This is a genomic window from Lentzea sp., from assembly GCF_035525475.1.
Taxonomy (GTDB): Bacteria; Actinomycetota; Actinomycetes; order Mycobacteriales; family Pseudonocardiaceae; genus Lentzea.
The window spans coordinates 1-17,566 of the sequence record NZ_DATLEC010000145.1; the positions used below are offsets into that span (position 1 = coordinate 1).

Genomic DNA, 17,566 nt, shown 5'->3' on the forward strand with positions numbered 1-17,566 from the left:
GGTCGCGTTCGCGGCGCTCAGCGTCACCGGTGACATGCAGGGCAAGCTGATGTTCGAGCAGCAGCCGATGAAGATGGCCGCCGCGGAAGCGTTGTGCCACACCGAGCAGCCCGCGAGTTTCAGCATCTTCGCGATCGGCGACGTCACCAGGCCCGACTGCGAGAACGTCAAGAGCATCACGGTGCCCGCACTGCTGAGCTTCCTGGCGCACAACGATTTGACCAGCGAGGTCAAGGGCATCCAGGACCTTGTCCCGCTCTACCAGGAGAAGTACGGCACCAACTACCCGGTCGACCCGCGGCTGGGCGAGCTCAGCGGCAAGCCGATCGACTACGTGCCCGCGCTTCCGGTGACGTACTGGGGCTTCCGGCTGATGATCGGGTTCGGCGGGATCTCGGCGTGCCTGGGTGTCCTGATGCTGTGGCTGACGCGGAGGAACCGGACGCCCACCGGATGGTGGTTCCCGGTTCTCGGCCTCGCCGGCATCGCGACTCCCTTCCTCGCCAACAGCTTCGGCTGGATCTTCACCGAGATGGGGCGGCAGCCGTTCGTGGTCGTGCCCAACCCGACGGGCGTGGACGGAGTCTGGATGTTCACCGCGCAGGCGGTCAGTGCCGCGACCCCCGGCGAGATCCTGACCTCGCTGATCGCACTGACCACGGTCTACAGCGTGCTGGCGGTCGTGGAGTTCTACCTGATCCGCAAGTACGTCAGAGGCGGGATTCCCGGCGTACTGCCGCAGAAGACCGACGACGGCGCCCTGGCGTTCGCGTACTAGGGGAGAGGCGACGTGGAAACGCTCTGGTTCGTACTGATCGCCGTGCTGTGGCTCGGCTACCTGTTCCTCGAAGGTTTCGACTTCGGCGTCGGCATGTTGCTGCCCGTCCTGGGGCGCGACAACGCCGAACGCCGGGTCATGATCAACACCATCGGGCCGGTCTGGGACGGCAACGAGGTGTGGCTCATCGTCGCGATCGGTGCCACGTTCGCGGCCTTCCCCGGCTGGTATGCGGCGCTGCTGAGCGCCGCGTACCTGCCGCTGACGTTGTTCCTCATCGCGTTGATCGGCCGCGGGGTCGCGTTCGACTACCGCGGCAAGGTCGACAACCCGCGCTGGCGCAAGGCGTGGGACGTCACGATCGTCGCCGGCTCGTGGATCGCCACGCTCTGCGTCGGCCTGCTGATCTCGACGACGGTGCTCGGCCTGCCGATCGACGCGAACGGCGACCGCGTGGGCTCGGCCTTCGCGGCGTTCCGGTTCGACACGGTGGTCGGCGCGCTCGCCTTCGCGGGCTACGCGCTGGTGCACGGCGCGGTGTTCACCGCTTTGAAGACCGAGGGCGAGATCCGCGAACGTGCCCGCCGCGTCGCTTTGACGATGGCGCCGGTGGCGTTGCTGCCGCTGGTGGCGCTGCTGGCGATCGTCGCCGGCGCGTGGGCGGGCGTGGTCGTGCTGGTCCTCGCCGCGGCGATGTGGCGGCTGCTCGCGAACCGCGACGGCCAGTCGTTCGCCTTGATGGGCCTCGCGATCGCGGCGACCGTCGTGATCCTGTTCGGCTCGCTCTACCCGAACGTCCTGCCGTCGACGCTCAACGACGCGTGGTCGCTCACGGTCGCGAACAGCGCTTCGAGCCCGTACACGCTGACGGTGATGACGTGGGTCGCCGGCTTCGGCACGCCCGCGGTGCTCGTCTACCAGGCCTGGACCTACTGGGTGTTCCGCAAGCGCATCGGCGTCCGGCACATCCCGGCCTGATGAGAGAGAACGGCCCACTGATGAACCGAGGCCCGCTGGGAGCTCTGCCCCAGCTCTCCAGGAACGCCAGGCGCGCCCTCGTCGGGGTGGGCGCGCTGGCGTTCCTCAACGCCCTGGCGCTCGTCGCCCAGGCCGTCGCGCTGGCGTCGGTCATCACGACCCGTGAAGGCCTTCCCCTTCTGGCCGTGGCGATCCTTGCGCGCGCAGGCCTGTCGTGGGCGACGGAGTCCGCCGCCGCTCGTGCCGCCGCCGGTGCGAAGGAGGAGCTGCGGACCCAGCTGCTGGCCAAGTCGTTCGAACGCGGCCCCGGCTGGATCGCGGACCGCGGCACGGCCGAGCTGTCGGTGCTCGCGACGAAGGGCCTGGACGCGCTCGACGCGTACTTCACCCGCTACCTGCCCGCCCTGGTCACGGCGGTGATCGTGCCGCCGCTGGCCGGCGCGTGGATCCTCTTCACGGACTGGCCGTCGGCGGTCCTGATCGCGGTCACCGTGCCGTTGATCCCGGTCTTCGCCGCCTTGATCGGCTGGTACACCGAGAAGCGCGTGCAGAAGGCCGCCGACGTCACCGAGCTGCTGTCGGCCCAGCTGCTCGAACTCCTCCGCGCCCTCCCGGTGCTGACGGTGTTCGGTCGTGCCGAGCAGCAGGCCTCGGCCGTGCGGCAGATCGGTGAGCAGCACCGCAAGGCCACGATGGGCACGTTGAAGATCGCGTTCCTGTCGGCGCTGGTGCTGGAGATCGCCGCTTCGCTGTCGGTCGCGCTGATCGCGGTCGGCATCGGCATCCGGCTCGTGCACGGCGACATGACGCTGATGACCGCGCTGGTCGTGCTGATCCTGGCACCGGAGTGCTACCTGCCGCTGCGTGCGGCCGGCGCCGCTCACCACGCCAGCGAGGACGGGCTGGAAGCGGTCAGGCGGGTCGCCGAGGTCGTCGGCCACGACGGCGCGCAGAGGCCGCGGCTGCCCGGCGGCTCGGTCCACGTCGACAACCTCCGCGTGCTCCGCCGGGGCGGGTTCGCTCCGGACGGCATCAGCTTCGACGTGCGGCCGGGGGAGATTCATCGACTCGAAGGCGTGAGCGGCGCGGGGAAGTCGACGACGTTCCAGGTTCTCCTGGGCTTCCTGGAGCCGACCGATGGCACCGCTTTCGTCGCCGGCGACATCGCGTACGTGCCGCAGAAGCCCGCGTTCGCCGCCGCCACCCCGCGTGCCGAGCTGGAGCTGACGGTTCCCGACGCCGAGGACATCGAAGAGGTCGCGCGCGAGGTCGTGGCGGAGCATCTGCTCGACCGTCACATCACGGATCTGTCGACCGGTGAACGCCAACGCGTCGCAGTCGCGCGCGCCCTGCTGAGGGTTCGCCACGGCGCGACGGTGTTGTTGCTCGACGAACCGACCGCGCACCTCGACCCGGTGACAAGTCGCAAAGTCGACAAAGCGATCAAGAGAGCAAGCGACACGGCGGCCGTCGTCCTCGCCTCGCACCGCGACAAGGAGGCGACCGAGGACGAGACGTTCGCCAGGGTCGTCACCGAGGAGACGCAGCAGGAACGGCCGAAGCGCCTGCCTGTTCCGTGGAAGGGCGCGGGGTTGGGCGTGCTGGCGACCCTGGCCGGCATCGCGCTCACCGCGCTGGCGGCTCACCTGATCGCGCGTGCCGCCGAGATGCCGCCGATCCTGACGCTGTCGGTGCTGGTCGTGGGCGTGCGGACGTTCGCGCTGAGCAAGGGCGTGCTCCGGTACGTCGAACGGCTGGTCACGCACCACGAGGCGTTCAAGCTCGCGACGGACCTGCGCGCCAAGCTGTGGTTGCGGCTCGTGCGGACGCAACGGCGTGATGGCCTGCAACGGCTCGTCGAGGACACGGACACCGTGCGCGACCTCGTGCCGCGTGTGCTCGTCCCGCCCGTCGTGGCGATCGGCGCGGGTATCGCGACCACGATCCTGTTCGCGTTCATCGACCCGATGGCCGCGCTGGCGCTGGGCGGTCTGTTGCTCGCGGCGGGCCTCGGCGCCCCTGCCGTAGCCGTGTGGACCGAACGCCGGGCCAGCACCAAGCTCGCCCGAGGCCGTCGCAAGGTCGCCCTCGACACGATCAACGCACTCACCGCCGCGCCGGACCTCATCGCCCACGACGCCCACCACCGCCTGCTGGACCGGCTCCACGCCGAGGACGTCGACCTGGCTGCCCAGACCCGCAGGCAAGCGTTTGGCACGGGCGCCGCCACGGCGATCATGCTGCTGGCGACCGGCGCGGCGGCCCTGGTCTGCGCCACGACCGGCAACCCGGTGCTGGGCCTGGTCCCGCTCGCGCTCGCCGAACCGCTGGCCGCGCTGCCGCCGGCCGCCCAGCAGCGCAGGGCGTTGCGCGAGGCGAGCGCCCGGCTGCAGTTCGACGCTCCGGACCGTCTCGAGGTGCCGCGCGGTCGGCGGATCCGGCTGGAGAACGTGGACGTCCGCTGGCCGGGAGCGACCGAGCCGACGTTGCGCGACCTGCACCTCACCGTCGAGCCCGGCACGCACGTCGCGATCGTCGGACCGTCGGGCAGCGGCAAGTCGACGCTGTTCGCGCTGCTCCTGGGCTTCCTGCCGGCCGAACGCGGGATCGTGGAGCTGCCGCGCGCCACCTGGTGCCCGCAGGAGCCGATGCTGGTCAGCACGACCGTGAGGGAGAACCTGCGGATGTCGGGCCGGCACGACGACGAGGCTCTTCGGGAAGCCCTGCGGCAGGCGTGCCTGCCGGAGTGGGTGGACCGGCTCGACACGGTGATCCGGCCCGACCAGGTGTCGGGCGGTGAGGCGCAACGGCTCGCCTTGGCGCGTGCGTTGCTGCACGACGCCGACGTGGTGCTGCTCGACGAACCCACCGCGCACCTCGACGAACCGACCGCGCGCAAGCTCCTGGACCAGCTCCGGCGCGACCGCAGGACGATCTTGCACATCACCCACCGGCCCGACGAGGCCGCGCGGGCGGACCTCGTGCTGAACCTCGGCACGCCCGCCTACCGTTGAGGACCATGGACCCCTCCCTGGCGCGGCGCGTGCTCGTCGCGTCGACCGAGATCACGTCGGCGGCGCTGGAAGACCCGGAGAACGTGCTGCGGCTCGTGGTGGAGGCGGCCGCGGAGATCGCGGACGCCGACCTCGGGCTGGCCATGCTCGCCACCGCGGAGGACGACGGCACGCTGACCGTCGAGGCGTCCAGCGGAGAGCCGGTCGTCGCCGTGCTCAGCCCGCGCAGCGCCGCCGCCAAGGCCGCGCGGACCGGCGTCCCGGTGATGGCCGACGACGTCACGAACGACCCGCGCACGGCCCCGTACGTGCCGCAGGCCCTGCGGAGCTACGGGCCGTTCGCGGTGGCGCCGTTCGGCACGTCGGACCGCAAGATCGGCGCGCTGGCCGTCTACCGCAGGCGCGACAAGCCGCCGTTCACGCAGGAGACGGTGGACGTGCTGACGGCGTTCGCGGCCCAGGCCGGTCTCGCCGTGGTGCTGTCGGAGGGCTTCACCGCACGGCAGCGCGTCGCGGTCTACGAAGAGCGCGAACGCATCGCCCGCGACCTGCACGACGTGATCATCCAGCGCCTCTACGGCGCCGGGGTGCAGCTCAGCCTGCTGGAGCGGCGGCTGGGCAAGAACCTCGACTCCGGCCAGCGCGCCCGGATCAACGAAGCCGTCGACCTGGTCGACGAGACGATCGCCGAGGTCCGCGCGACCGTTCGCAAGCTGCGCAACACCGACCCGGCCGACTCGGCCGACCTGCACGACTCGATCAAGGCCGAGGTCCGCACGGCCGGGGAGCTGCTCGGGTTCTCACCGCGCCTGCACGTGGCCGGCGACCTGGCGAACGTGCCGCGCAAGCACGCCGACGACGCACGGGCGGCGTTGCGCGAGGCGTTGTCGAACGTCGTGCGCCACTCAGGTGCGACGAACGTCCAGATCGACGTACGGCGCGACGAGAAGCATCTGCTGCTGCGTGTCGCGGACAACGGATGTGGCATCCCGTCGGGCGTCACTCAACGCGGATTGCGGCACCTCGCGGAACGGGCGAAGGCGGCGAGTGGCGATTTCCGCGTCGTGAGTTCGCCGAACGGGACGACGCTCACCTGGTCCGTCCCCGTTTAGCCACCCATGCGGCGGCTTGCGTGCGCCGTTCCATGCCCAGTTTGGAGAGCACGGACGTCACGTAGTTCTTCACGGTCTTCTCCGCGAGGAACAACCGTTCACCGATTTGGCGGTTCGTCAGGCCCTCACCGATGAGTTCGAGCACGCGCTGTTCCTGGTCGGTGAGGCCAACCGGGGCGGGATTGCGCATCCGTTCGAGTACCCGGCTTGTGGTGGCGGGGTCCAGAAGGGACCGTCCTGCCGCGACTTCGCGCACCGCCGTGACGACGTCCTGGCCGCGGACCTGTTTGAGCAGATATCCCGACGCCCCGGCCATGATGGCCCCGACCAGCGCCTCCTCGTCGTCGAAGGCGGTCAGCACCAGGCAGCGGATTCCGAGGTCGCGCAGTGAACGGCAAAGGTCGACACCACTGCCGTCGGGCAGCTGAACGTCCACAACCGCCACATCGGGCGTCGTCCTCCGGGCCCGGGCAATCGCCTCACCGACAGATCCCGCCTCGGCGATGACCGAGATGTCCTCCTCGTCGTCGAGCATCTCGCGCAGTCCTCTGCGCACCACTTCGTGATCGTCAACCAACAAAACGCGCACTGGCACGAATCCACCGTACGTCGAATGGCTGTTCCTGAGTGAGACTCGGATTGAGACAGTTCTTGTCATGGCAGAAGGCTCGGTAAGGCCCGTCGAGGAAGCAGATCGCATAGTTGTCGCTCGACTGGTCCTCGAGCTATGGGGCGCGCACACCGCCGTCGCGCACGGCGAGGTGTTCTTCCCCGCGAGTCTGCCGGGCTTCCTCGTGGAAAAGCAGGGTCACGTGCTGGGTCTGCTGACCTACGCGGTGGCGAACCACCAGCTCGAAATCGTCACGGTCGACGCGCTGCGGCGGGGCCGCGGCGTCGGCACCGCGCTCGTCGACGCCGCGGTTCGCCAGGCGCGCGCACTCGGCTGCAACCGCGTGCGCCTGACGACCACGAACGACAACCTGGACGCGATCCGCTTCTACCAGCGCCGCGGGTTCAAGCTGGCGGCGTTGAGACCCGACGCGGTGCGGGAGGCGCGCAAGCTCAAGCCCGAGATCCCGGCCGTGGGGGATTTCGGCATCCCCATCACGGACGAGCTGGACCTCGAACGATGGGTCGCGCCCCGGCAGTAGTCCACACCTGTCCACACGGTTGTCCACAGGTTGTGCACAGATACTTACACATGCAACGGGTTGAACGACTCGTCCCACGCGGCGGCGACCTGGTGGGCGCACGTGGACGGCGCGACGCCCCCGACACCGGTGCCGAGCCCCGGCATCGCGATGGTGTGGACGGCGTCGCGGATCGGCGTGCCGTCCTCCAGGCGTCCGTCGAGCCACAGCCTGAGCACGGCCCGTGCGGCCAGGTACGGGTGGACGGTGTCGACGGGCAGCCGTTCGCCGGGCAGGCGCATGGTCGGCGCGCTGATCAGCCACGCGGGCTCGGTCTCGCCCGTCGGCACGATCTGCGCCTCGCCCACCGGGAGCTCACCGCCGTGCAGGGCGAGGACCGCGCTGCGGACGTTGTTCTCGACCTGGGGGAAGGCCGTGGCGTAGACGGCGTCGATGCCACCGCGCATCCAGCCCTGCGAGTTGGCGGGGCTGACTATGGCCTGCGCGTGGATGTCCAGCACGGACCCCCGGTGCACCCGTACTCCGGTGCGGCCGTTCGCGACGGCGAGCCAGGCGTTCGCCATGGGGTCGTCGACCGCGCACAACACGAGTTCAGGCGCTAGAGCGGGCACGCCCCAAGCATTCCAGTTCGAACGGCCTTGGCGGAACCCAGGTTCGGACGCTGACACAGGCGTGAAACACACAGTCGGCGTTCCATGCCACGCCACTAGTCTTTGCGGCGTGCCTCGCATTGCGTACTTCGGACCACAGGGAACCTTCACCGAGCAGGCCGCGATGCGGTTCGACGGTGAGCTCGTGCCCGCCGAGACCATCCCGCTCGCCATCGCCGCGCTGCGCAAGGGCGACACCGAGTTCGCGTGCGTGCCCATCGAGAACTCCGTCGAGGGGGCTGTTCCGGCCACGCTCGACGCCCTCGTGCGCGACGAGCCGGTCGTCGCGGTGGCCGAGACCGTGCTGGACGTCCGCTTCAGCGTCCTGGTCCGTCCCGGCACCCCGGAGATCCGCACGATCGCCTCGCACCCGCACGCGCTGGCCCAGGTCCGCGAGTGGATCGCGGCCGAGCTGCCCGGCGTCACCTCGATCGCCACCTCGTCGACCGCCGCGGCCGCCGCGGCCGTCGAGCGGGGCGAGTTCGACGCCGCCGTGACCGCGCCCGTGGCGGTGCACCACTACAAGCTGGACGAGTACGCCACGGACGTCCTCGACGTGCCCGACGCGCGCACGAGGTTCCTGCTGCTGCGCCGGCCGGGTTCGCTGCCCGAGCCGACCGGGGCCGACCGCACGAGCGTCGTCGTGACCACGCCGGACCGCGTGGGAGTGCTGTCCGAACTGCTCACGGAGCTCGCGCTGCGTGGCATCAATCTCACCGGTCTCGAATCGCGTCCCACGAAGGGCAAACTGGGGACGTACCGCTTCTACATCGACGTCGAGGGGCACATCGCAGAACCGAGGATCGGTGACGCGCTGGCCGCGCTGCACCGACACTCGCACGAGATCAGGTTCCTCGGGTCCTTCCCGAAGGCCGACCACGAGCCCTCCGAGGCTCGCAACGACGAGTTCGCCGCAGCCGCCTCCTGGGTCGATGCTGTCAGAAAGGGCGAGCGCGGGTGAGGTTGCTGCTGGTCAGGCACGGTGAGACGGCGTCGAACATCGAACGCAGGCTGGACACGGCCATGCCGGGCCCCCCGCTGACGGAGCTGGGGCACAAGCAGGCCCGTGAGCTGGCCGACCTGCTCGCGGGCGAGTCGGTCACCGCCGTCTACGCGAGCATCGGCCTGCGCGCCCAGCAGACCGCCGCCCCGACCGCCGAGCGCTTCGGCCTGCCCGTCCAGATCCTCGAGGGCATCCACGAGATCCAGGTCGGTGCCCTGGAAGGCCGCAACGACACCGAGGCGTACAAGACCTACCTCGACACCGTGATCCGGTGGGCAGAAGGTGCCTTGGACGTGTCGTTCCCCGGCGACGGCGAGACCGGGCAGCAGGTCCTGGACCGGTTCCTGGCCGCGATCGAGTCGATCCGCCAGGACGGCACGGTCGTCGTCGTGACCCACGGCGGCGCGGGCCGGATGGGCGCGCTGGCGCTGGCGTCGAACATCCCGGTGGAACTGGCCGAGAACCTGCTGCCGAACACCGGCGTCGTGGTCCTGGAGTCCGACGGCGACGGCTGGGTGTGCCGCTCGTGGGCGGGCGTGGAGATCTAACCGTCCAGGTCCAGCCACTCGCCGACCTTCAGCACGTGTGCGCGTGACCCGGCGTGTGCGCGGAAGTCGTTCTCCGGGTCGGCGACCTCGACGTAACCGGGCAGCTTCACCGGCTGCCCGGTCTCGTAGTGCATCGGCACGGCGTGCCCGGCGCCGAGGATCTTCGCCGCCGCCGCGGCTTGGAACGGGTCCATCGCCGCGGCCACGGGGCTCGGCGGCTGCAGGTGCGGCGCGTCGACCACCGCGCCGTTGGCCGGCAGGAACGCCACGTCGAACGGGCTGAAGCGGCGCGCGACCAGCCACCACCAGCCGTGGAACATCGTGTCGCCGCCGTGGAAGACCCGCTGCCCGTCCGCCTCGACCACCCAGTTGAGCTGCGGATCGCCCAGCCCGTCGATCGACGGCACCGCCGTGACCTCGAACGGTCCGATCTCGCGCTCGTCCCAGGTGGTCAGCGCCTGCGCTGCCAGGTCGTGCTCGACCAGCTCGCGCTCGCTCAGCAACGTCGCCACGTTGTCCACGTCGTCCCCGTACCCGCGCGCCGGCCGGAGGACCGGTGCTCCTGACGTGAGCACCTCCGCGAGCGCCGTCGCGTCGGTGTGGTCGCGGTGCAGGTGCGTGACCAGCGCGGCGCTCACCTCCCCGCCGGGCCGCGTGAGCCCGATGCCCGGTTGCCAGCCCGTGAACAGCGGCGACAGGTCCTGCACGTAGTCGATCACCAGCCGTTCTCCCCGTGCCTCGATCTCCACCCCGGCCCAGCCCAGTCGTCTCACTCGCATGGGCGAAACTTAGCGTACGATCGTTCTCCAAATCAATAGCGAACGCACGTACGCTAAGCTGTCTGCATGTCACCGCGACGCTCCGCGGCCGAGGCGCAGCTGACCCGAGGCCGGATCCTGCGCCGGGCCGCCGAGATCGCCTCGGAGGAAGGCCTCGAAGGCATCACCATCGGCCGTCTCGCCGAGGAGCTGGAGATGAGCAAGTCCGGGGTGCACAAGCACTTCGGCACCAAGGAGACCTTGCAGATCTCCACCCTGGACAAGGCGTTCGTCGACTTCTGGCACCGCGTGGTCGAACCCGCGCTGGCGGAGCCACCCGGCCTGCGCCGCCTGCGCGTGGTGTGCGCGAACTCCGTCGACTACCTCGCCGAGCCGTTGCTGCCCGGCGGCTGCCTGATGACCGCTGCTGTGAGCGAGTTCGACGGCCGGCCCGGCGCGGTCCGCGACGCGGTGGCCGAGGTGTGGTCGCGCTGGCAGGGGCAGCTGCGGTCGGACCTGGTCACGGCGGTGGCGTCCGGTGAGCTGCCGGCGCGGTTCGACGTCGAGCAGGCGCTGTTCGAGATCCTGGCGGCCGGGCTGGCGTTGAACGCGGCGATGCAGCTCCAGCACGACGAGGCGGCCGTGGGCAGGGCGCGCCGGGCGATCAGCCGAGCGCTGGATCAGACCTAACCCCAGCCCAGTTCGTGCAGTCGCGCGTCGTCCACCCCGAAGTGGTGCGCGATCTCGTGCACCACGGTGATGGTGACCTCCTCCACGACGTCCTCCTCGGTGTCGCAGATGTCGAGGATCGCCTCGCGGTAGATGAAGATGTGGTCGGGCAGCGTGCCGCCGTAGTCGGTGGAGCGCTCGGTCAGCGCGATGCCCTGGTAGAGGCCCAGCAGCGACGGCTCGTCCGGGTTGCGGTCCTCGACGAGCACCACGACGTTGCTCATCGCGTGCGTGAACTCCGGCGGGACCAGGTCCAGCGCCTCCTCGACCAGCTCCTCGAAGCGGGCCCTGGTCATCTCGACGGTCATCGGTTCTCGGACGTCGTCGTGGGGGCGCTCGAGGACGGCTTGTCGGGCTTGCCCGAGTCCGACGGCTTGCCGGACTCCGAGGGCGGCTGGCCCGACTCGGAGTGCAGCGGGGCGCCGGTCGGCTCGTCCTGCGGCCTGACCGAGGTGGTCTGCGGCGGGTTCGACGTGGTCAGCGGGGCGCCGTTGGGGTTGCGGACGCTGTCCTTCCACGCCACCAGGTTGTTGCCCTGGGGGACGGCGCCGATCTTGCAGTTGGCCTTGCGGGAGCCGACGGCCCAGCTCTCCTCCGCCCGCGTGTCCCACGTGAACAGCAGGTTCTTGGCCTTCAGGTCGGCACCGCCGGTGTAGTCGGTGGCGATCGCCGCGCACTTCTCCGACATCACGGCGTCCTGCTGCTCCGGCGCCAGGAACGGCCCCTCGGGGTGCTGCACGACGCCGATGATCTCGAACGCGTGCGGCTGGGCGCAGTCGATCGGGTCACCGACCGTGTTGTTCTCACCGAGCGCGACGCACACGCCGGGGTCGTACACGGCCGACTGGTCCTGCGTCTTCGCGCTGCCGTACGACGGCAGGGCGGCGCCGGAGGGTGCGGTGACCTGGAGGCCGCACCGCAACTGACGGTAACCGCTCGACCACCGGTGCTCGTCCGGGTTCAGGGTGCTGACGCCGTACTTGCCCTTCGGGTCGAGCTTGCCCGCCATGTAGGTGGTCGCGGCCTGGGCGCAGTTCTCCTGCGCGATCTTCTCCCAGGCCTCGGCGTTCGGAAACGGCGCTTCCTTCGGGTACGCGGCCGTGATGTCCGCCGTGCCGGTCACCTCGAACTTGTGCGCCGCCGAGCAGTCGACCTTCTGCGCGTCGGACAGATCGACCTTTTCCCAGTTCAGGCACTCGCCGGCGGCGGCCTGGTACGCGGCGTTGACCAGTTCGCGCTTGGTTCCGATCGGTCCGCCGGAGAGCACGGAGGTGAACGCGGAGAGCATCAGCAGGGCGAACGCGCCCACGAAAGCGCCGACCATCACAAGCCGCGTGTCGCGGATGTGACGAGATCGACTCAACCAACCGGCGCTCGGAGACATCTCATCCATGATGCCCGTGCCGTGTGAGACGGCTGTGCGCCGGGTTGGGTTCGAGTGTTGCTTTTAGGACACTCGTCACTGAATCGGCGGCATATGTGTCGTCTCGCTAGGTACCTTGCCCGCGGGAGTGGTGATGACTGACAACAACCTGCCAGAGCCCGGCCGGCCGACGCCGCAGTCGGGACCGCCGCAACAACCGCCGCCGTACCAGCAGGCGCCGGGGTCGAACCAGCCTGTTCCGCAGAAGCCCACCAAGGGCAAGGTGCGGCAGCAGCAGGCCGGCGTGACCCAGCCGCGCCAGCCGACGGTCGCCGAGCAGCGTGCCCGCGCCGCGGCGCTCAAAGCGCAGCAGGAGCAGTTCGCAGCCGAGTCCGCCGCCTTCGAGAAGAAGCGCAAGACCCGCAAGCGCCTGCTCATCGGTGGCGGTGTCACCGTGGGCGTGATCGCGCTGGTCGCGATCTGGTACGCGGCGGCGAGCCCGAAGAACGTCACGGCGCAGTGCACCGACTCGAACAACGTGATCGTCGACGACGACTACTGCGACGAGTCGTACTACCGCGGCCACGGCGGGTACTCGAGCGGCGGCTTCATCTACATCGGCGGCTCGTCGTACCGCTACAACTACGGCGCGTCCGGCTCTGTCGGGCAGAAGGCCGTCGGCGGCAGCTACACGATCCCCAAGGGTGCGAACGTCACGACCAAGTCGGGCACGTCGGTGCAACGCGGCGGCTTCGGCGTCAGCAGCGGCTCGAAGAGCAGCGGAGGCTGAGCGCAGTTGCGTCGTGACACCTCACCGCCGCGGCCGAACTGGCAGCGGACGGTCTCCGACCAGGGACTGGTGTTCGGTCTGCCCGCGAAGTACGCGAACGGCGCCGACCGGCCGTACTGGGACGAGTCCGTGCACTACGTGTTCGAGATGAGCGAGATCCTCTCGCTCGAAGCGGACGTCGAGCTCCTCCACTCCATGTGCCTCGATGCCGTGGACAACGTCGTGCTCACCGAGCGCTACCGGGACTTCGGCATCCCCGAGTGGGTGTGGCCGCACATCGCCGAGTCGTGGCGGCGCCGCGACCCGCACGTCTACGGCCGCTTCGACCTGCGCTACGACGGGTCCGGCCCGGCCAAGCTGCTCGAGTACAACGCGGACACCCCCACGTCGCTGCTGGAGGCCGCCTACATCCAGTGGTACTGGAAGACCGACGTCTTCCCGGACGACGACCAGTGGAACTCGCTGCACGAACGCCTGGTCGAGCGCTGGACCGAGATCGGCGCCAAGCTCCCGTCCAGCGAGCTGCACTTCAGCTGGTCGAGCGCCGACCCGTCCGGCGAGGACCACCTCACGATCGCCTGCCTGCAGGAGACGGCCGCCGAGGCCGGCCTGAACACGGTCGGCATCGCGATGGAGGACATCGGCTGGGACACGCTGCTCAACCGGTTCGTCGACCTCGAAGAGGCCCCGATGGGCACGGTGTTCAAGCTCTACCCGTGGGAGTGGGTGGTCGAGGAGCAGTTCGGCCGCAACGCCGTCGAGTCGCTGCCCAGCACGCTGTGGGTCGAGCCGCTGTGGAAGATGCTGCTCTCCAACAAGGCGCTGCTCGCGATCCTGTGGGAGATGCACCCCGGCCACCCCAACCTGCTCCCGGCCTACCTGAACGACCCCGGCATGCTCACCGAGTACGTGCGCAAGCCGCTGCTCGGCCGTGAGGGGGCGAACATCCAGATCGTCGCCCCGGGCTACGAGACGCAGACCGGCGGCGTGTACGGCAAAGAGGGTTTCGTCTACCAGCTGTTCGATCCGCTTCCGGACTTCGACGGCTACCGCCCCGCGTTGGGAGCCTGGGTCGTCGGCGACACGTCGGCAGGCCTCGGCATCCGGGAAACAGTCGGTCTCGTGACCGACGATGGCGCGGCGTTCGTGCCGCATCGAATTGTCGAGTAAGACTCCGAAAGGGAAACAGCACATGTACGAGCTCGCGTTGGAGCCCGGCTTCGGCTCGGCGATCGGCCGGGGCATCGGCGCGATCGCGCTGTACGCCGTCGTCGGTCTGGTCCTCATGGTGTTCGGCTTCTACGCGATCGACTGGACGACGCCGGGCAAGCTGTCGATCCTGGTCCGCAACGGCGCGCCCAACGCCGTGATCGTGACCGCCTCCGGTCTCGTCTCGATGGCGTTCATCGTGGTCGTCGCCATTCTCAGCGCTGTCGGGAAGCTCGATGAAGGGCTGCTGACTTCGCTGATCTACGGCGTCGTCGGCATCATCGTGCAGGTGGCGGCTGTGCGGCTGCTGGAGTGGGTGACCCGGCTGGACATCGGGTCGATCATCGAGTCTGACCGGTTCGCGCCTGCGTCCGTCGTTGTGGCGGCTGCTCACATGGCGCTCGGGCTTGTGGTGGCGTTCGCGATCTACTAGATCGTCCCGGTCGAGGGGACCCGGTGCTCAGGCGCCGGGTCCTCTTGCGTGACAGGGGGTGGCGGCGGGCAGCTCACCCCGGCGGAACGCGGCGGGCGGGACGCCCATGAGCCTGCGGAACTCGCCGGTCAGGTGTGCCTGGTCGTAGAAGCCGGCGTCGGCCGCCAGCTCGGCCAGCGGACGGTCCTGGGCGAGCACGGTCCGCATCCGGTCGATCCGGGCGAAGTGCTTGGGCGACACGCCGACGCCGTCGAGGAAGAGCCCGCGCAGGTGGCGCTCGCTGACGTTGAGCCGTCGCGCGGCCGCCGCCACGCCCTCGTGACCGCCGGCCAGCACCGTGACGGCTTCGCGCAGGAGCTCGTCCCGCCGGGGGTCACCCCGCCCGCCCCGGAACCCCTCGAAGGGCAGCACCCGGTCGACGAGCTCGTGGGCGGGACGGCCGAGCAGGCTCCGGGCCCGACCGGTGTGGATCCTGGCCCGGACGCACCACGGGCCCACCTCGCCCACGTGGTAGCGGGCCCGCGTGCGCGGCCCCATGACCACGAGCTCACTGCCGCGACCGGGCACCACGCGCAGGACCAGCGTGGTGGCGTGATCGGGTTCGTCGAGCACCGTGAGCCCGTCCTCGACGACTGCGGCGACGCCGATCTCAGAGATCCACGCCCGCAAGCTCGCGGGCACCTCGACGGTGCGCTCGTCCACCCCCATGCCGCCACAGTAGACACGCCCGTCGCGCCGGTGCTGTGCCGAAACTTCCAAGCCGCGGGGCCGGTCGCGGTGGCAGCGTCGCCCCCATGATCCTGATCACCGGTGCCACCGGAACCGTCGGAAGCCACCTGGCCCGCCGGTTGACCGCCCGCGGCGAGGCGGTCCGCGCCATGTCCCGCAACCCCGGCGCCGACCTCTTCCCCGCCGACTTCGACGACCCCTCCTCGCTGGCGGCGGCGGTGACGGGCGTGCGGGCGGTCTTCCTGCTCACCGCGCCCGCTTCCCCCACCTCGCGCCACGACTTGGCGATGCTCGAAGCCGCGAGGTCGGCGGGCGTGACCACCGTCGTGAAGCTGTCCGCGATCGGCACCGGCGAGACGTTCGGCGACCGGGTCGTCGGCGCCTGGCACCAGGAGGCCGAGCAGGCGGTGCGGTCCAGCGGCCTGAGCTGGACGGTGCTCCGCCCCTCCAGCTTCGCCTCGAACGTCCTGCGGTTCGCGAACCCCGTCCACAACACGACCGGCACAGCGACCCAGGGCGTCGTCGACCCGCGCGACGTGGCCGCCGTGGCGGCGGAGGTGCTGACCACGCGGGGCCACGCCGGCCGGACGTACACCCTGACGGGTCCGGATCTGCTGAGCCTCCCCGACCAGGCCGCCGTCCTGGAGTCGGTCCTGGAACGTCCCGTCACCACGGTGGACGTCCCCCTCGACGTCGTGCGGGAGCAGATGCTGCGCCACGGCACGCCGGAGGCGGCCGTGGATGCCGCCGTCACCGGCATGGCCTGGGCCAGGGCCGGGCACAACGCCGTCCTGACCGAGGACGTGCCGCGCATCCTGGGGCGCCCCGCCACCACGTTCGCGACCTGGGTCCGCGACCACCGGGACGCGTTCGGGCCTACGAGGACCGTTTCGCGCTGAACGCCCGCCACAGGCGGGCCACGAGCGCGACAGCCGCCACCCAGTTCTCCCGATCATCCACAACACACCCCCACCGTTCCAACGGTGTCACGCCCTCATCCGTTGAACAGCGCGAACCGGATATCCGCGTGAAGCGCGACAGCGGTGGGGACTACCCTTCTCCAGGTGATTGACCTCAAGGTGTTGCGCGAGAACCCGGAGATCGTGCGCGCTTCGCAGCGTGCCCGTGGCGAGGACGAGGGCGTCGTCGACTCCCTGCTGTCCGCTGACGAGCGCCGGCGCGGCGCCATCTCCCGTGCGGACACCCTGCGTGCCGAGCAGAAGGTGCTCGGCAAGGAGGTCGGCAAGGCCAAGGGTGACGAGAAGACCGCTCTGCTCGTCAAGGCCAAGGACCTGGCCGCCGAGGTCAAGGCCGCCGAGGCCGAGCAGCACGCCACCTCGGACGAGGTCAACTCGTTGCTGACCAGGATTCCCAACCTGGTGCACCCGGACGCGCCCGTCGGTGGTGAGGACGACTTCCGCGTCGTCAAGCACGTCGGTGAGCCGCGCGAGTTCGACTTCGAGCCGTTGGACCACCTCGACCTCGGCACCCGGCTCGGTGCCATCGACATGGAGCGCGGCGCCAAGGTCGGCGGGTCGCGGTTCTACTTCCTCAAGGGTGTCGGTGCCCAGCTCGAGCTCGCGCTGCTCAACATGGCGGCTGCTCAGGCCACGGCCAGCGGGTTCGAGCTGATGATCACGCCCACGCTCGTGCGGCCGGAGATCATGGCCGGGACCGGGTTCCTGGGTGCGCACTCCAGCGAGATCTACCACCTGCCCGCTGACGACCTGTACCTCGTCGGCACGTCGGAGGTGCCGCTCGCCGGGTACCACGCGGACGAGATCCTCGACGGGGAACGGCGCTACGCGGGCTGGTCGTCGTGCTACCGGCGCGAGGCCGGGTCGTACGGCAAGGACACCCGCGGCATCATCCGGGTGCACCAGTTCAACCAGGTCGAGATGTTCTCCTACGTCAGGCCCGAGGACGCCGAGGCCGAGCACGCCAAGCTGCTGGCGTGGGAAGAGGAGATGCTGGCCAAGATCGAGGTGCCCTACCGGGTCATCGACACGGCCGCCGGCGACCTCGGCACGTCGGCCGCGCGCAAGTTCGACTGCGAGGCGTGGATCCCCACCCAGCAGGCCTACCGCGAGCTGACGTCGACCTCGAACTGCACCACGTTCCAGGCCCGCCGGCTCAACGTCCGCGACCGGGACGAGCACGGCAAGCCGCAGATCGCCGCCACGCTCAACGGCACCCTGGCCACCACCCGCTGGATCGCCGCGATCCTGGAGAACCACCAGCAGGCCGACGGCTCGGTCGTCGTCCCGGAGGCGCTCCGGCCGTTACTGGGCGGCCTGGACGTGCTCAAGCCCGCCTGAGGG

At 70.1% G+C, this 17,566-nt stretch carries 19 protein-coding genes; 13 read left to right on the forward strand and 6 right to left on the reverse strand.

What is annotated here, in order from left to right:
• The 4 genes from VM306_RS23975 to VM306_RS23990 form a co-directional block, all read left to right on the forward strand.
• The coding region (locus VM306_RS23975; RefSeq protein ID WP_325518825.1) for a cytochrome ubiquinol oxidase subunit I at positions 1–778 on the forward strand (778 nt) is incomplete at its 5' end.
• A gap of 12 nt (positions 779–790) precedes the next feature.
• Entirely contained in the window at positions 791–1,756 is a 966-nt protein-coding gene (gene cydB, locus VM306_RS23980) for a cytochrome d ubiquinol oxidase subunit II (RefSeq protein ID WP_325518827.1), read from the forward strand.
• A 20-nt stretch (positions 1,757–1,776) separates the two neighbouring features.
• Positions 1,777–4,770, forward strand: a complete 2,994-nt coding sequence (gene cydD / locus VM306_RS23985; RefSeq protein WP_325518829.1) for a thiol reductant ABC exporter subunit CydD — start codon at positions 1,777–1,779, stop codon at positions 4,768–4,770.
• Positions 4,771–4,775: 5 nt separating this feature from the next.
• The gene (locus tag VM306_RS23990; RefSeq protein ID WP_325518831.1) at positions 4,776–5,882 is read left to right on the forward strand and encodes a GAF domain-containing sensor histidine kinase; all 1,107 of its coding nucleotides are present in this window, start codon (positions 4,776–4,778) and stop codon (positions 5,880–5,882) included.
• Here VM306_RS23990 and VM306_RS23995 read toward each other — a convergent pair.
• A complete protein-coding gene (locus VM306_RS23995) occupies positions 5,860–6,477 on the reverse strand; it encodes a response regulator transcription factor (RefSeq protein ID WP_325518833.1) in 618 nt (205 codons plus the stop codon). The genes VM306_RS23990 and VM306_RS23995 overlap by 23 nt on opposite strands.
• 61 nt (positions 6,478–6,538) lie before the next feature.
• Here VM306_RS23995 and VM306_RS24000 point away from each other — a divergent pair, with 61 nt between their 5' ends.
• Positions 6,539–7,033 (forward strand): GNAT family N-acetyltransferase, encoded by a 495-nt coding sequence (locus VM306_RS24000; protein ID WP_325518835.1) that lies wholly within the window; start codon positions 6,539–6,541, stop codon positions 7,031–7,033.
• A gap of 44 nt (positions 7,034–7,077) precedes the next feature.
• Here VM306_RS24000 and VM306_RS24005 read toward each other — a convergent pair whose 3' ends face one another.
• A complete protein-coding gene (locus tag VM306_RS24005; protein WP_414672440.1) occupies positions 7,078–7,644 on the reverse strand; it encodes a macro domain-containing protein in 567 nt (188 codons plus the stop codon).
• Between the two features lie 109 nt (positions 7,645–7,753).
• Between VM306_RS24005 and pheA the strand changes: the two genes are divergently transcribed.
• Together pheA and VM306_RS24015 are read left to right on the forward strand one after the other, a co-directional pair.
• A complete protein-coding gene (pheA, locus tag VM306_RS24010; RefSeq protein ID WP_325518837.1) occupies positions 7,754–8,644 on the forward strand; it encodes a prephenate dehydratase in 891 nt (296 codons plus the stop codon).
• Positions 8,641–9,234, forward strand: a complete 594-nt coding sequence (locus tag VM306_RS24015; protein ID WP_325518839.1) for a histidine phosphatase family protein — start codon at positions 8,641–8,643, stop codon at positions 9,232–9,234. The genes pheA and VM306_RS24015 overlap by 4 nt, the downstream gene beginning before the upstream one ends.
• On the opposite strand, the gene VM306_RS24020 is transcribed toward VM306_RS24015, so the two are convergent.
• The gene (locus VM306_RS24020; RefSeq protein ID WP_325518841.1) at positions 9,231–10,013 is read right to left on the reverse strand and encodes an MBL fold metallo-hydrolase; all 783 of its coding nucleotides are present in this window, start codon (positions 10,011–10,013) and stop codon (positions 9,231–9,233) included. The two genes, VM306_RS24015 and VM306_RS24020, sit on opposite strands and share 4 nt — an antisense overlap.
• Before the next feature lie 66 nt (positions 10,014–10,079).
• On the opposite strand from VM306_RS24020, the gene VM306_RS24025 reads away from it, so the two are divergent.
• Positions 10,080–10,682, forward strand: a complete 603-nt coding sequence (locus VM306_RS24025; protein WP_325518843.1) for a TetR/AcrR family transcriptional regulator — start codon at positions 10,080–10,082, stop codon at positions 10,680–10,682.
• On the opposite strand, the gene VM306_RS24030 is transcribed toward VM306_RS24025, so the two are convergent.
• Positions 10,679–11,029, reverse strand: coding sequence for a metallopeptidase family protein (locus tag VM306_RS24030; protein ID WP_325518845.1), 351 nt, complete (start codon positions 11,027–11,029; stop codon positions 10,679–10,681). The genes VM306_RS24025 and VM306_RS24030 overlap by 4 nt on opposite strands.
• Positions 11,026–12,045: a septum formation family protein gene (locus VM306_RS24035; protein ID WP_325518847.1), complete on the reverse strand. Its 1,020-nt coding sequence runs from the start codon at positions 12,043–12,045 to the stop codon at positions 11,026–11,028. The genes VM306_RS24030 and VM306_RS24035 overlap by 4 nt, the downstream gene beginning before the upstream one ends.
• Positions 12,046–12,238: 193 nt before the next feature.
• On the opposite strand from VM306_RS24035, the gene VM306_RS24040 reads away from it, so the two are divergent.
• The 3 genes from VM306_RS24040 to VM306_RS24050 are packed head-to-tail and all read left to right on the forward strand — an operon-like array spanning position 12,239 to position 14,516.
• Positions 12,239–12,874, forward strand: coding sequence for a hypothetical protein (locus tag VM306_RS24040; protein ID WP_325518849.1), 636 nt, complete (start codon positions 12,239–12,241; stop codon positions 12,872–12,874).
• A 6-nt stretch (positions 12,875–12,880) separates the two neighbouring features.
• Positions 12,881–14,044: a glutathionylspermidine synthase family protein gene (locus VM306_RS24045; RefSeq protein ID WP_325518851.1), complete on the forward strand. Its 1,164-nt coding sequence runs from the start codon at positions 12,881–12,883 to the stop codon at positions 14,042–14,044.
• 22 nt (positions 14,045–14,066) lie between these two features.
• Positions 14,067–14,516: a DUF350 domain-containing protein gene (locus tag VM306_RS24050; protein ID WP_325518853.1), complete on the forward strand. Its 450-nt coding sequence runs from the start codon at positions 14,067–14,069 to the stop codon at positions 14,514–14,516.
• 27 nt (positions 14,517–14,543) lie between these two features.
• Here the strand turns inward: VM306_RS24050 and VM306_RS24055 are convergent, their stop codons facing one another.
• Entirely contained in the window at positions 14,544–15,224 is a 681-nt protein-coding gene (locus VM306_RS24055; protein ID WP_325518855.1) for a helix-turn-helix domain-containing protein, read from the reverse strand.
• Between the two features lie 86 nt (positions 15,225–15,310).
• On the opposite strand from VM306_RS24055, the gene VM306_RS24060 reads away from it, so the two are divergent.
• Together VM306_RS24060 and serS are read left to right on the forward strand one after the other, a co-directional pair.
• Positions 15,311–16,144: an NAD(P)H-binding protein gene (locus VM306_RS24060; RefSeq protein WP_325518857.1), complete on the forward strand. Its 834-nt coding sequence runs from the start codon at positions 15,311–15,313 to the stop codon at positions 16,142–16,144.
• Between the two features lie 165 nt (positions 16,145–16,309).
• The gene (gene serS / locus VM306_RS24065; protein WP_325518859.1) at positions 16,310–17,563 is read left to right on the forward strand and encodes a serine--tRNA ligase; all 1,254 of its coding nucleotides are present in this window, start codon (positions 16,310–16,312) and stop codon (positions 17,561–17,563) included.
• The last annotated feature ends 3 nt before the right edge of the window (positions 17,564–17,566 follow it).